We start from the raw sequence: 13,205 nt of genomic DNA, 5'->3' as shown, positions 1-13,205 counted from the left end.
ACCGCAGATTCACAAATAAACCTCGCAGGTTTTTAAAACCTGCGAGGTCTGAAATTTTGAAAAAAAACTATTTTCACCAGATGAAAAAGGCTTTTCTCAGCAATGACGTTACTGCAAGAAAGCCTAATAAAAAAACCGTTGCAGAGATGCAACGGTTTTTTATTAAAGCCAGATTAAAGCTTTGCGTAATTAACGATCAATCGAGCCCATTACTTTTTGGCCGAAGGCATTTAATGCATCTTTTTCGACAGCACCATCGCTTACCATCTGGTGTACTTCAAGCGCACCACAGATATTGGTAATCATTTCACCAGCCACATCAACTTCGTGCTCACTAACCCCTCTGAATTCACAGAAAGCTTCTAAAACCTCTAGCGTGGTTTCCAATTGAGCAGGAGTAGTGTTTTGAAATAATTGTCTTATAACCGGAATCTTCATTACTTAATTTTATTAAAAAGTTCTACTAAACCTTCTGCTTTGTTGGTCTGTACCTGATCTACCAAGTTTCCACCTTCAAAAGCTGCAAAAGTTGGTAAATTATCAACGTTTGCAAATTTGCGGGAATTTGGAAGTTTCTCAGCATCAACAATTAAGAAAGCCACATCTTCATTCTCTGCAGCCAGTTTTTTAAACTTCGGTTTCATGATTCTGCAGTTACCACACCAGGATGCGGCATACTGAACCATAACTTTTGAGTTATCGGCTAAATATTGTTGAAGATTATCTTCTGTTAATTCTAAAAACATAATATGTTTAATTTTTAATTAGTTCGCAGCTAAATATTCTGCAACACCATCTCTGTTTGCGTTCATTGCTTCTTTTCCTTCTTCCCAGTTAGCAGGGCAAACTTCGCCATGTTTCTGAACGTGAGTGTAAGCATCGATTAAACGTAGATATTCTTTAACGTTTCTACCTAATGGCATATCGTTAACACTTTCATGGAAAACTTTACCAGTTTCATCAATTAAATATGTAGCTCTGAAAGAAACATTCGAACCAGAGAAAGATTCATTTCCTTCTTCATCATAATTAACTTCCTGATCTAAAATATCAAGAATTCCAGATAATTGTCTATGCGTATCTGCTAAGATTGGGTAAGTAACACCCTCAATACCACCGTTATCTTTTGGTGTATTTAACCATGCAAAATGAACTTCATTTGTATCGCAAGAAGCACCAATTACAATGGTATTTCTTTTCTCAAATTCTGGTAAAGCAGCCTGGAAAGCGTGTAATTCTGTAGGGCAAACGAAAGTAAAATCTTTTGGATACCAGAATAACAATACTTTACTGTTTTTATTTACAGCTTCTTCAAATACATTGATTTTCATGTCATCACCCATATCTGACATTGCATCAATACTAACACTTGGGAATTTTTTACCTACTATAGCCATGTTGTTTTATCTTTAATTTTATGGTACAAAGGTACAGCTAAAACATCTCGAAATCAACCCATCTTTATTAATAGTTCATTGTATTTATTGATAATGATATAGTCAAAAACTATAATGTTATATGAAGGTATAGTGTTTGGCTATTTGACTTTGTAAGATGAATCGCTGGCGGAAAACCAACCCCTCTAATTCCGCTCCGGCGTGGAAACAAGGTGCAGATACTTCAGCGCTAAAAAAATTATATAACATGTTAAAAATTACTAAAGGCAATGAATCCTATTTCTTTAAGGTATTCTCATACAATTTTAAGATCCTTTTATACTCATCAGTCCAGCTGCTCGGCTCCAGAAAGCCATGGTCTTCAACCGGGTAAACTGCCAGTTCCCAATTGTCTTTACCCAATTCTATAAATCGTTGCGAAATGCGCACAATATCCTGGAAGTGAACATTCACATCAACCATTCCATGCGCCATCAACAAATTTCCTTTCAGTTTGTCGGCGAAATAAATAGGTGAACTTCTTTTATAAGCAATTGGGTCATTAAAAGGCTCATTTAAGATATTCGAAGTATAACCGTGGTTGTAATGTGCCCAATCTGTAACCGAACGTAATGCTGCACCACTGGCAAATACATCAGATTCGTTAAACATGGCCATGAGTGTAATAAAACCACCGTACGAACCGCCGTATAAGCCGACATGCTTAGGGTTTACGCCATATTTTTGAACCAGAAGCTTCACACCGTCAACCTGATCGGTTAAATCTTTACCGCCCATATGGCGATAAATTCCTGTTCTGTGATCCCGGCCATAACCAGAACTCCCTGTATAATCAATATCAATTACGGTGTAGCCATTATCCGCCAGTAAATTATTAAACATAAACTCGCGGAAGTAAGTACTCCAACCAAAGTGAACATTTTGTAAATAGCCTGCGCCGTGTACGAAAACAACGGCCGGATGATTTGGATGTGGCTTCTCCGATTTATAAACCCTGGCATATACGTCAGCACCATAACGGTTTTTAAAAGTGACCATATCCGGTTCACGCCATTTATAAGAATTAAATTCGGTAGTGGTAGATGCTGTGACTTTTATTGCCTTAGCACCGGCTTTATTTGGCTGGAGATATAACTCGCCAGGTTTATTCAGATAAGAATAGCTAATGGCAAGATATTTTTCATCAGGAGAAAGGGTGATGTCATTTAAGCCCTTCATCGTGGTAATTTGAATAGGCTGACCACCATCCACACTCATTTTAAAGAAATTAGTAATGCCCGGATGTTCCTTATTCGCTTTAAAATAGAAGGTGTTTTTATCTATGGAAAGTTGCACAGATTGAACTTCCCATTTACCTGAAGTTAATTGTTTTTTTGCTCCGGTAGAAATATTAACGACATATAAATGCGAGTAGCCTGTTGCTTCACTTTGGTAATAGAAGCGATTATTATCCATCCAGCCAGTATTCCCCTGATAAAACCCACTAATGCCAGGACCGCCAATCCACGCTTCATCCCGCTGGCGATCTACCAGAGAAAACTTCCCGGTGGATGCTTCCAGTTTTAGAATCCAACGGTCTTTATTATCTTGAGAAGTAGCGATCACTATTCCTGTAGTTCCATTCTCATTCCATAGCGGACCAAATAAATTAACAGGACGATCTGCGTTTTTCTTTTTCAATGTATCCAGTTCTTTAGGATAATCTTTTAAATAATCTGGAAGATCTTTAATGCCGGGAATACTGGATGTTTGAATCGCATAAACCGTATCCCTTTGGGTATCGTATATAAATCCCTGAGAATAATTTTCATTTTCTCCGACTTTAGTTCTTCCGGGAATATCTTCTGTGTAACCAGAAGCCGTAACGTAATTGGGAACAATGGTATTGTGGTTATTTGGGGCAGGAGTAGTGAGCTTATAGGTGATATAACGCCCATCCGGACTAATAATAACTCCATTTAGAAACTTATCTTCAGTATATAATTCCTTTAACGATTTGCTATCAGCTGAAAGTGCACCAAACCGTCCTCGCCCTCCACGTGTACCCGTACGAGATTCTGCATTTCTTTTTTTGATGATATCAAATAATGCAGTTTGCTCAGCCTTTAACCATTTGTCTTGCTCGGTACCCGATTTGGTTTCTGCTTTTCCGGCTTTTTTACCTTTAACAAAATTGGTAAGTTGGATCGTTTCTGCCGATTTTAAATTTATCTCAAAAAGATTATCTCCTAGTTGGTATACCACATTGCCATTCACTAAAAAAACAGGATTGCTTTCTCTTTCCAGTGTATTGGTTAAACGGGTTTCTTTCTTTGTTTTGAAATTTTGAAGGTAGATATCGCCATTTTTCTCAACCAGCCCAGCTGATTGATCTTTATTGTAAACGTAGTTTAAGGCCAGCAGTTTCTCGTCTTCCTTCTCAACCGCTTTAACAGGTTTTGTAGACGTGCCGGCGATTTTATAAAGGTCTTCTTTTGCTTTATTATCGGGGTTCCAATTAAAATAAAGTGTTTTGCTATCAGCTGTCCAGCGAAAATTACTTGGTGCAGTACCCATCCATTTTGGGTCACGCATAATTTTTTCGACAGTTAACGGACCGATCTGCTGTGCAAAGGTATATTCGCTCGTGCAAAGCAAGAGAAAAAGTAGATATTTCTTCATGAATTTAGTTTGGATGCCGCAATTTAGATAATGCGCAAACTAAATAGCCAAGGAAATGGAAATGTTACAACCGCGTAACAGTAAAAGCTTGTCGCCACGGAAACACAGAATCATAATTTTTAAATCTGTGTTGCTCCGTGTTTCCGTGGCAAAAAATCAGCTGTTAAAACTACCGAATTACGCTACCAGTTCTATCCACATTCACATCATCAAAAGGTTTCAGGTACTCGTTGATAATGACAGAGAATTCTCTTCTGGTTAATACTTTTTTCAGGTCATACTTTGAGGAAAACCTATAGTTCTTGTTCCACTTTTTTTCTAATTCTGCCTTGGTCGCATCAATGGCTTTATTACCTACATAAGAAACCATCGAAATGGTATTTTCTAAATTAATAGGGATATTTTGATGATCATCAAACCAGATTTGAGCCTTATAATAGTAATCTTTTATGGGTTGTTTAATTTCGTCATAAAGCACTTCATTTTCAGGGTTAAAAAAGGCTTTTCCATTTTTTAGATCAGCTTTTAAAATCCCAGTAATTCCAGTCTTTTGAATCGCCAGCCAGTTAGAATCGGTAATTTTCACGTCATCAAAAGGCATTAGCGACAGCTTATAATTTAAAAGTTCACCCTGAATTATTTTTAAGTTGGATAAACTGGTTTTGGTTTTAAAGAATGAGGCATAAGCTGCAACGGCTCCGGCCGCCTGACCGATTTCTGCATTGCTTTGATTAATATAAAGTAAGTTTTCCTGATCCGGAAGGAGTAGATGATATAATGATAAAAAATCAGGTGTGCCACTAACGCCTGCAATTGTGGTGCGGTATAAGTTCCCGGAATAATTTAAGGTGCTCAAATCTGCAGTTTTCAAATTGGTCATATTTAACATAGGGAGCACCTCTTTACCATTGTTTGCAATGATTAGAACCTTAGCTTTAATACTTTTATCTTTGCTAATCTTCGCCTCCCATCCACTGCCTGATCGTTTAATTTCTAATAAAGGAGCATTGTTTATTACGCTGAATAATTTAGTGCTGTCGATTTTCACCTTTGCTGATTTTTTCTTTTTATCAATGGTGGTATTTTTCGCTAAATTATTGGAAAAAGCTACAATTTTCTGCTGCGCACTAACATACATCTTATAGATCTCTACTGATTTTTTTGACTTGATCTCGTCTAAATTGAAAGCAGCGCTTTGTGTTAAAATCACAACGTTAGCGCCGGAACGTGCAACCTGCAATCCGGAAGAATAAGCTGCATCATCGTTCCCTAAAACCAATACGTCTGTTTTAACAGTTTGAGCATATATGATTGTTGGAATCAGGCATGCAAAAGCCAAAAATAACTGCTTCATTTGCGTAATTTAAATTAATTGCAATATGCTTTAAATGAATGAATTTTTAATGAAATGAATTCATTTTAACGAAAAGGGAAAATGTTGTGTAAAAAACATATTTTGGCACTATGGATTTAGCAAAATTAAAATACCCAATTGGGCAATTTACAATGCCTGATATTTTCAATGCGCAACAAGCCGGCATCTGGATTTCTGAAATTGAAGCACTTCCGGGTCAAATAATCGAAGCAACAGGAAGACTGACCGATGAGGAATTAAATCAAACCTATCGCCCGGAAGGCTGGACATTAAGGCAGGTGATCCATCATCTTCCAGATAGCCACATGAATGCATACATTCGTTTCAAACAGGCCATTACGGAAGATGTTCCGGTAATCAGGCCTTACCATGAAGAGTTGTGGGCTGAAACAAAAGAGGCCAAAAATGGAGATATTCAAACGTCAGTTGCTTTATTAACGGCGCTACACCAACGTTGGGTAGCCTTTTTAAAAACAATAAAGATGGAGGATTACCAGAGAAAATATATTCATCCTGCACAAGGAAAGGAACTTACTCTGGCCAACATGCTTGGGATGTACGCATGGCATGGTAAACATCATTTGGCACATATTACCAACACGGTGCGCCCCGTTTGAGTTACATCCTTCGGATCTATTCTATGATGCGAAGGATGTAAATCCTATTCGCATTACATGAGTATCAACATGGTTGCGCTCATGGCAATCATAATGGCATCTTCAACAATGGTTACCGTACTCATTGGTAAGTTAAATACAGCACCAAGGCAAGCACATTGAATCTTTTTCTTGTTGATTACGCTCTCTAAAACCCCGAGGATGCTTACAGTCATTACCACAAGCGTTACCCAGTTTACGACAGCAGGAGATAGGTTGAGTGCAAAACTAAAACCTAAACCAAGCTCAATAAATGCGTAAATGTAACCCCAGGTGCTTAATTTTTTAGCCACAATATCGTACATCGCATAGCTTTCTGCAAAGGCCTTTAAATTCAGCATTTTGAAAAAGGAGAAAGTAAGGAAAAATCCAGCCATGAAAATGCGCATAAATAACATGAAATCTATTGCATTTTGCTGCCAGGAAGCAATAAAAGAAATGGCGGTAACGTAACCAAAAATTAATAGAATTGGCTTATAAGTTTCTACCCAGGATTTAGTATCTGTAACCGTTTCGATCGCCGACTCGCTGGTGATTTTGTATTTGCTGTCTGGCCCGCCTAATGCTTGTTGAAGCGCAGTTAAACTGATGTGTTTATCCATGCTAATGGTTGCCGAATTTGTGTCTTTAGAAACCTCAACAGCAGTTACATCAGGTAAGATTAAAAGGTTGCTTTTTACTTTATTTTCGCAACCGCCGCAAGTCATTCCGGTAAGTTGATAGGTATGTGTCATCTTAAAAGTTTCTACAAATTTACCCCTAAAAGCGGTTAGAACCGTTATAGAATAATCAGAAAATGTTATAGAATTTTGGTTAACTAAAACAACCCTGTTAGAAAAAGCATTGACCCTAAACCCTAAACCCTAAACCCTAAACCCTAAACCCTAAACCCTAAACCCTAAACCCTAAACCTATTTATCCCACCAAAACCGAAGTCATAGTAAGCGAACCACCTACAGCTTTATCGTTAAAGAAAGAAAGCCCTTCTTTGTCGTTCTTTAATCCCAGCGTATAAATAAGCGGTAAATAATGTTCTGGTGTTGGGATGGCCAGCATAGCATCAGCGCCTAAGCTGCGGTAATCAATTAGAGGTTGATGATCACCATTTGCAATCAGATTTTTGAATTTGTCGTTCATCTCATTTGCCCAATCGTAGCCACCGCCGTTAATCATCTCCCAGCTTAACATCCGAAGATTATGCACCATGTTTCCGCTGCCGATAACCAAAATGCCTTTTTTTCGAAGGGCATAAATTTCCTTTGCGATTTCGTAATGCTGCGCCGGAGATTTGGTATAATCGATGCTAAGTTGGAGAACAGGAATATTGGCTTCCGGATACATGTGTCTTACAATGGTCCAGGTGCCATGGTCTAATCCCCAGTCGTGATCCGGTTCAACAGGTGTGGAATGAATTAATGATGGAATTTCTAAAGCCAGTTTTGCATCTCCGGGTGCGGGATACTGAACATCGAACAAGGCTTGCGGAAAACCGCCAAAGTCATGAATGGTAGGTGGGAAATCCATTGCTGTTACGAACGTTCCGTGCGTGTACCAATGTGCTGAGACAACCAATACTGCTTTTGGAACAGGAATATTTTTTGCCAGATTGGCCCAGCTTTCGCTATACTCATTGTGCTCAATACCATTCATCGGCGAGCCGTGACCGATAAAAAGCGTAGGCATTAAGTCTGTTTGAGCCAGGCCTTGAGTAAAGTTTCTGAATTGAGATAATGCTGACATTGTAATTTTTTATCGCCGTTGTACCGAGCTTGATTCAGGAGCTTATTGGAAAGAAAGATTCCGGGGCAAGCCCGGAATAACGATCCTATTTATTTTGCCTGAACAAATTCTAAGTTCAATTTTATGGTCACATCTTTAGCTACACCAGCACCAGTCGGATCATATTTAATGTTGTAATCTAACGGTTAATGGTAGTTGTTGCACCAAAACCAGCTTTAGTATTTCCTTGCTGATCTTTTGCTGTTCCACCGTATACCACAGCAAATTTCACATCTTTCGTTACATCACGAATCGTTAGTTTACCATTTAATTCATAGTTGTTTCCGCTTAATTTCTTTAATGAAGTACTTTCAAATTTCATCGTTGGAAATTTCTCAGCGTTGAAAAAATCGTCGGTTTTTAAGTGACCATCTCTCATATCAACCCCGGTTGTGATGCTGTTTACGTCAACCGTAAAAGCAATTTTTGCATCAGTTAAATCAGGTTTCGCTGCGGCAACTGAACCATCAAATTTTTTGAATGAACCATCAACAAAAGAAATGCCCATGTGTTTAACAGAAAAGTTAACAAATGAATGCATGGGGTCGATTTTCCAGCTGGTTTGTGCAAAAGATGCTACGCTAATCGAAGTAGCGATCAGAAATAAGAATAATTTTTTCATGTCTTTAATTTATTCAACAAAAGTACGCCGCCATCTTAAATCAACTGTTGATGTATGATAAGAAAAGTTTGATACTTAACCGCCGGCTGAAGCCGATGGTTAGAAATAGTCAGATTTCATCGAGAGTCTTCCGTTTATTTGAAGTCTCCGCTTTATAGGCCGATGGCGTTAAACCTGTAACTTTTTTGAATTGAGCAGAAAGATGAGCTACGCTGCTATAATTTAGTTGAAAAGCAATTTCACTTAAAGTTAACTCCCCATAAGTGAGCATTTCTTTAGCTTTTTCTACTTTTTGTGCAATGAAATATTTCTCAATGGTTTGGTTTTCAGCTTCAGAAAAAACGGCGCTTAACTGGTGATATTCTATGTTAAGTTGCACACTTAGATGGGCAGATAAATTGATTTTCAGAGGCTCTTCAGCATAATGAATCAGATTAATGATAGAAGTTTTAACCTGCTCTACCAGTTGAGTTTTTTTATCCTCTAATAACTCAAAGCCAAACCGGTTTAAGCGTTCTGCAATTTTCGCCTTATCAGCAGGAAAAATGTTTTCTGAGAGGATAACTTCACCTAATTTTACGGAAACAGGGTTAAAGCCAAGCTGCTCGAGCTCGGCTTTAACCACCATTTTGCAACGGTTACATACCATATTTTTGATATGTAGTATCATTATTTCGATTTAATAGTTTCTGCAATATCGCCACAGTCGAACATCATGCTTCCATAATATGGATTTTCGATGTTCTCTTTCTCATTTAACCAGCTTGCTTTCGCCATAGGGCAATGTTGAACGTAAACAGTAGTATTGTTAAATTTGATGTTCCTAATGGTTTTAATCATTGCAGAAGAAATGCCTTCGAAAGATTTTCTTTGCGATTTGATGTCTTTACCAGCTGCCAGTTCAGTTGCTTTTGCCTTAATAACTTCAGATTGCTCCATCCATAGTGTATGTTGTATTGCAGGTAAATCTTTATGGGGAATGGCATCAACTTTTGCTGTCAAAACTTTAACCTGTTCTTTAGCGATAGCCATTTTATCGGTTGCTAATGCATTTTTTACATCGTAGTAGGCACTTAATAGCTGATTAAATGCTACATCAGTTTTACTTTGAGCAAATGTTAATTTTGTAGTTGCAATGGCGATTATGGCCACCATGATCATAATTTTTTTCATCTTAATTTTATTTTAAAGCATTAAAAAAGTTAAATTCTGCTCTTACCAGATACATATTTTTAGTGTATCTGTCAGTCATATTTCCAGTCGCCTGGAAGCGATATCCGAGGTCAATTCTGGTTGTGCTGTTTAATATCACCTGAACGGCCGGCGCTAAATCCAGATAACTTTGGCCAGAACCTGGATCCGTTTTACCCAGCATTTCAAAGTATACGTTAACATTTGGTTCCTTGTAGTTCTTATAAATAAAAGGCAATACCAAATATCCTGACGATAAGCTATAGGAGAACATATTATTCGGCCCTGGCATTCCGGGTACTTGTCTATCGTGGTCTTTAAATGCATGTGCATAACCTAAGGTAGCGGAAAGGGCCAGTTTATGGAGCAATTGTGTAAATATAAATCCACCTTGCACCCCGCTATTATCGCCTTCCAGGTTAATATCCCTGGTGTAAGTTGGCCGTTTACTGGTGCTAATTCTCCCAAATGCTGCAGCTCTAAAATGACTTTGTACTTCATCAATAGAAAGAAACCGATATTTACCATATAAACTTCCGCCTTCTAAGCGATACTTTCCGTCCATATCTGATAAAAAAGCCTGCGCATGCATCATGAGGTTTTTATTAAAACCAAACATTACTTCAGGAATGGTTCTGCTTACAAAACCAGGGTTGTTAAACATCCCTTCGTTGGTTAAGCGAACGCCAATTGACTTTGTAGGCATATTGCTTGCAGGCTCAGTAAATACATACAATTCCTGACTAAAAGCATGCTGAAAAGCACTGGACAACACCAGCGCTATAATGATTAGTCGCTTCATTTTTTTAAGAAAGAACAAGGTGATAAACACGTGTTTTCTTTCCGTTTACTATAGCGACACCGCTTGCATAAGCATCAGAGCTGATTGCAGTAGCTTGTTTTTTAAAAGCAGACCCAGAGATGAAATTTTTATCTACAACGGAGGCTTTTACCGTTCCGTTTAAAGTTTTGCTTTTCGCATTTACAAAACGATAAACATTTCCATCCACGATCGCCTGGCCTTTATCGTCTACTTTTACCTGGTTGAATGCAAAATCTGCAGTTAACCCGCCTACCGAAAAACCGGCATCCTGCACTTTCTTACGAACCAGATCCAGGTTAATATCTGCTCCTTTTTTAAAGGTGAGTACGAAGATGTTTTTATTTAAATCAGGCTTTACTGAAGAAATGAAACTCAACGTTTCCAGCGATTTTTGGGTTGCATTTGAACACATAGAACAGGTTAAACCAGTCACTTGTAAATCTGCATTTGATATTTGTTGAGCCGATACTTTTACGGCGAAAATAAGCATGATAATGCTTAACAATTTTATTGTTTTCATGATTTTTTGAATTAGAATAAACGATAGTTATCGGGCAGTTATACCAAATTGATATCGAAGCCCCGATAGGAATAGATACTGACTAAGAAGTCGCTAAAAGATATGTCAGATAGCGTACCTGCGCTTGTAAAACAAGTGTCAGCTAACGGATTTATTTTAGCCTAATTTCTGAAAATGCAGTTGAAAACATGTAAAGCAACCCTTGAGGAGAGTGGAGGTGCTTTATTTGAAATTTTATTATAAAATTCCGGAGTGATGTTGCTTAGAAATTCTAAAACTGGCGGATGAAGAAATAATTGAATGGAAAACAACTTTGGCATTTGGATTTGTGCCTCCGTCTGATGACTATCTTTGACTTTAACAGTTACCTGGGTGTTTTTGCAGCAACCATCATCTTTTTTCTTCTCCGCAGGAATTTCCTTGCAGAATTTACATGAAATCTCATTGCTGAAAAGTTTTACATTCTCTAGTTTTCCACCGCAGAAATGTAAACTTAAAGCAAAGCCCATTACGCTAACCACGTAAAATACGGTCAGGCTAAGTGCTATTTTCTGTTTGAGTTTCATTTTAACAAATGTAACGCAAAAAATTACAGGATAGTATAATAATTCTTTAACGAAGATCATATTTAGCGTAATTTAGGAGCAAAATATTTTTCAAATGAAAAGATTCCTTCTGTTTATTTTGGTTTTAAGTTCAATTTCAACTTTCGCAGCAAAACCCAAAAATCAATATGTGCGCATTAAAACTGAATATGGTGAGTGTGTAATCAGGCTCTACAATGAAACGCCCTTACATAGAGATAACTTTCTAAAGCTTACCAAAAAAGGTTTTTACAATGGTACATTGTTTCATCGGGTAATTAAATCCTTTATGATTCAGGGCGGAGATCCGGACTCCAAAAATGCAAAACCTGATTCTTTGCTTGGCGAAGGTGGACCAAAATACACTATTCCTGCCGAATTTCAGGATAGCCTTTTTCATAAAAAGGGTGTGCTGGCCGCGGCAAGAGAAGGAGATCTGGTTAATCCGGAAAAGGCATCCAGCGGAAGCCAGTTTTACTTGGTGCAAGGGAAGATTTTTACGGATGAACAGTTAAATTCTTTAGAAGAAAAACGATTGAAATTCAAAATTCCCGAATGGCAAAGACAGGTTTATAAAACCATTGGCGGCGTACCACATTTGGATCGCAACTATACGGTTTATGGTGAAATTGTAATGGGTTTAGGTCTGGTTGATAAAATTGCAGCCATGGAAACGGATAAAAACGACCGGCCTAAACAGGATGTTAGAATGGATATATCGATTTTGAAGAAACGCGAGGCAAAGAAACTAGAGAAACAACTGGCGCAAGGGGTGTTGAAAGATAAAGAAACGGCTAGATCCTAATGAAAATCATCTCCTACAACGTTAATGGCATCCGTGCGGCAAGTACAAAAAACTTCTTTGGCTGGTTACAAGCTACAAATGCAGATATGGTTTGCTTGCAGGAAGTGAAAGCATTGCCTGAACAAATAACAGAAATTATCGCCCTGATTGAACAACTCGGCTATCATCATTATTGGTTTCCGGCACAAAAGAAAGGGTATAGCGGTGTAGCCATTCTCACTAAGATTAAACCAAATCAGGTGGTTTTTGGCTGCGGCGAAGAGTGGATTGACCAGGAAGGAAGAATTATTAGGGCAGATTTCGACGAATTCTCCTTAATGAGTTTATATATGCCTTCAGGATCCAGTGGGGATGAAAGACAGGTGAAGAAATATGCATTTATGCGGTTTTTTGACACTTACATAGAAGAATTGAAAAAGGAACTGCCGAATTTAATTGTGAGTGGGGACTATAACATTTGCCATACCTCTATTGATATTCATAATCCAAAATCAAATGCCAATTCATCTGGGTTTTTACCAGAAGAACGAGAATGGATGCAACTGTTTTTAGATAATGGATTTATCGATACTTTTCGCTATTTCAATAAAGATCCGCATCATTATACGTGGTGGAGTTACCGGGCAGGGTCGAGAGGTAAAAATTTAGGCTGGCGGATTGATTATCACCTCGTTACCAAACAAATGGAAAGCCGGCTAAAAAATGTAAGAATTTTGCCCGATGCAATTCATTCAGATCATTGTCCGGTGCTATTGGAAATAGATTAACTGAAGTTTAATCTAAAAGGCGAGG

Annotated in this window: 16 protein-coding genes; 3 read left to right on the top strand and 13 right to left on the bottom strand. The window is 38.0% G+C overall.

Annotation, left to right across the window (positions count from 1 at the left end; genetic code table 11):
- Positions 1–189: 189 nt before the first annotated feature.
- The 5 genes from GJU39_RS15375 to GJU39_RS15355 form a co-directional block, all read right to left on the bottom strand.
- Positions 190–438, bottom strand: a complete 249-nt coding sequence (locus GJU39_RS15375; protein WP_109928908.1) for a DUF6952 family protein — start codon at positions 436–438, stop codon at positions 190–192.
- Positions 438–746, bottom strand: coding sequence for a thioredoxin family protein (locus GJU39_RS15370; RefSeq protein WP_121949273.1), 309 nt, complete (start codon positions 744–746; stop codon positions 438–440). The genes GJU39_RS15375 and GJU39_RS15370 overlap by 1 nt, the downstream gene beginning before the upstream one ends.
- Positions 747–764: 18 nt before the next feature.
- A complete protein-coding gene (locus GJU39_RS15365) occupies positions 765–1,397 on the bottom strand; it encodes a peroxiredoxin (protein WP_154281866.1) in 633 nt (210 codons plus the stop codon).
- 276 nt (positions 1,398–1,673) lie between these two features.
- Complete coding sequence (locus GJU39_RS15360) at positions 1,674–4,058, bottom strand: S9 family peptidase (protein ID WP_167515703.1); 2,385 nt, start codon at positions 4,056–4,058, stop codon at positions 1,674–1,676.
- Positions 4,059–4,227: 169 nt separating this feature from the next.
- On the bottom strand, positions 4,228–5,412 hold the full coding sequence (locus GJU39_RS15355) for a hypothetical protein (protein WP_154281865.1): 1,185 nt from the start codon (positions 5,410–5,412) through the stop codon (positions 4,228–4,230).
- A gap of 110 nt (positions 5,413–5,522) precedes the next feature.
- Between GJU39_RS15355 and GJU39_RS15350 the strand changes: the two genes are divergently transcribed.
- Positions 5,523–6,050: a YfiT family bacillithiol transferase gene (locus GJU39_RS15350; RefSeq protein WP_154281864.1), complete on the top strand. Its 528-nt coding sequence runs from the start codon at positions 5,523–5,525 to the stop codon at positions 6,048–6,050.
- A 53-nt stretch (positions 6,051–6,103) separates the two neighbouring features.
- Here the strand turns inward: GJU39_RS15350 and GJU39_RS15345 are convergent, their stop codons facing one another.
- The 8 genes from GJU39_RS15345 to GJU39_RS15310 form a co-directional block, all read right to left on the bottom strand.
- A complete protein-coding gene (locus GJU39_RS15345) occupies positions 6,104–6,823 on the bottom strand; it encodes a heavy-metal-associated domain-containing protein (protein ID WP_154281863.1) in 720 nt (239 codons plus the stop codon).
- A gap of 181 nt (positions 6,824–7,004) precedes the next feature.
- Entirely contained in the window at positions 7,005–7,829 is an 825-nt protein-coding gene (gene ygiD, locus GJU39_RS15340; protein WP_154281862.1) for a 4,5-DOPA-extradiol-dioxygenase, read from the bottom strand.
- 178 nt (positions 7,830–8,007) lie between these two features.
- On the bottom strand, positions 8,008–8,490 hold the full coding sequence (locus GJU39_RS15335) for a YceI family protein (protein ID WP_245227932.1): 483 nt from the start codon (positions 8,488–8,490) through the stop codon (positions 8,008–8,010).
- Between the two features lie 109 nt (positions 8,491–8,599).
- A complete protein-coding gene (locus GJU39_RS15330) occupies positions 8,600–9,160 on the bottom strand; it encodes a helix-turn-helix domain-containing protein (RefSeq protein WP_154281861.1) in 561 nt (186 codons plus the stop codon).
- Positions 9,160–9,663: a DUF3347 domain-containing protein gene (locus GJU39_RS15325; protein ID WP_154281860.1), complete on the bottom strand. Its 504-nt coding sequence runs from the start codon at positions 9,661–9,663 to the stop codon at positions 9,160–9,162. The genes GJU39_RS15330 and GJU39_RS15325 overlap by 1 nt, the downstream gene beginning before the upstream one ends.
- A 7-nt stretch (positions 9,664–9,670) precedes the next feature.
- Complete coding sequence (locus tag GJU39_RS15320; RefSeq protein ID WP_154281859.1) at positions 9,671–10,483, bottom strand: transporter family protein; 813 nt, start codon at positions 10,481–10,483, stop codon at positions 9,671–9,673.
- 4 nt (positions 10,484–10,487) lie between these two features.
- The gene (locus GJU39_RS15315) at positions 10,488–11,024 is read right to left on the bottom strand and encodes a heavy-metal-associated domain-containing protein (protein WP_154281858.1); all 537 of its coding nucleotides are present in this window, start codon (positions 11,022–11,024) and stop codon (positions 10,488–10,490) included.
- 161 nt (positions 11,025–11,185) lie between these two features.
- Positions 11,186–11,590: an HYC_CC_PP family protein gene (locus GJU39_RS15310; protein WP_154281857.1), complete on the bottom strand. Its 405-nt coding sequence runs from the start codon at positions 11,588–11,590 to the stop codon at positions 11,186–11,188.
- Positions 11,591–11,684: 94 nt separating this feature from the next.
- On the opposite strand from GJU39_RS15310, the gene GJU39_RS15305 reads away from it, so the two are divergent.
- Both GJU39_RS15305 and GJU39_RS15300 read left to right on the top strand, forming a co-directional pair.
- Positions 11,685–12,413: a peptidylprolyl isomerase gene (locus tag GJU39_RS15305; protein ID WP_154281856.1), complete on the top strand. Its 729-nt coding sequence runs from the start codon at positions 11,685–11,687 to the stop codon at positions 12,411–12,413.
- Positions 12,413–13,180, top strand: a complete 768-nt coding sequence (locus tag GJU39_RS15300) for an exodeoxyribonuclease III (protein WP_154281855.1) — start codon at positions 12,413–12,415, stop codon at positions 13,178–13,180. The genes GJU39_RS15305 and GJU39_RS15300 overlap by 1 nt, the downstream gene beginning before the upstream one ends.
- The last annotated feature ends 25 nt before the right edge of the window (positions 13,181–13,205 follow it).

This window comes from Pedobacter petrophilus (genome assembly GCF_009674725.1).
GTDB classification, from domain to species: domain Bacteria; phylum Bacteroidota; class Bacteroidia; order Sphingobacteriales; family Sphingobacteriaceae; genus Pedobacter; species Pedobacter petrophilus.
Note: the sequence above shows the minus strand (reverse complement) of the source record. Positions and strands in the feature narration are given on the sequence as shown.

Bases quoted from the DNA above. Each gene is read 5' to 3' on its own strand.
- GJU39_RS15315 (WP_154281858.1), bottom strand. From the start codon at position 11,024: ATGAAAACAATAAAATTGTTAAGCATTATCATGCTTATTTTCGCCGTA.
- GJU39_RS15310 (WP_154281857.1), bottom strand. From the start codon at position 11,590: ATGAAACTCAAACAGAAAATAGCACTTAGCCTGACCGTATTTTACGTG.
- GJU39_RS15335 (WP_245227932.1), bottom strand. From the start codon at position 8,490: ATGAAAAAATTATTCTTATTTCTGATCGCTACTTCGATTAGCGTAGCA.
- GJU39_RS15360 (WP_167515703.1), bottom strand. From the start codon at position 4,058: ATGAAGAAATATCTACTTTTTCTCTTGCTTTGCACGAGCGAATATACC.
- GJU39_RS15305 (WP_154281856.1), top strand. From the start codon at position 11,685: ATGAAAAGATTCCTTCTGTTTATTTTGGTTTTAAGTTCAATTTCAACT.
- GJU39_RS15345 (WP_154281863.1), bottom strand. From the start codon at position 6,823: ATGACACATACCTATCAACTTACCGGAATGACTTGCGGCGGTTGCGAA.
- ygiD (WP_154281862.1), bottom strand. From the start codon at position 7,829: ATGTCAGCATTATCTCAATTCAGAAACTTTACTCAAGGCCTGGCTCAA.
- GJU39_RS15365 (WP_154281866.1), bottom strand. From the start codon at position 1,397: ATGGCTATAGTAGGTAAAAAATTCCCAAGTGTTAGTATTGATGCAATG.
- GJU39_RS15320 (WP_154281859.1), bottom strand. From the start codon at position 10,483: ATGAAGCGACTAATCATTATAGCGCTGGTGTTGTCCAGTGCTTTTCAG.
- GJU39_RS15370 (WP_121949273.1), bottom strand. From the start codon at position 746: ATGTTTTTAGAATTAACAGAAGATAATCTTCAACAATATTTAGCCGAT.
- GJU39_RS15355 (WP_154281865.1), bottom strand. From the start codon at position 5,412: ATGAAGCAGTTATTTTTGGCTTTTGCATGCCTGATTCCAACAATCATA.
- GJU39_RS15375 (WP_109928908.1), bottom strand. From the start codon at position 438: ATGAAGATTCCGGTTATAAGACAATTATTTCAAAACACTACTCCTGCT.
- GJU39_RS15330 (WP_154281861.1), bottom strand. From the start codon at position 9,160: ATGATACTACATATCAAAAATATGGTATGTAACCGTTGCAAAATGGTG.
- GJU39_RS15350 (WP_154281864.1), top strand. From the start codon at position 5,523: ATGGATTTAGCAAAATTAAAATACCCAATTGGGCAATTTACAATGCCT.
- GJU39_RS15325 (WP_154281860.1), bottom strand. From the start codon at position 9,663: ATGAAAAAAATTATGATCATGGTGGCCATAATCGCCATTGCAACTACA.
- GJU39_RS15300 (WP_154281855.1), top strand. From the start codon at position 12,413: ATGAAAATCATCTCCTACAACGTTAATGGCATCCGTGCGGCAAGTACA.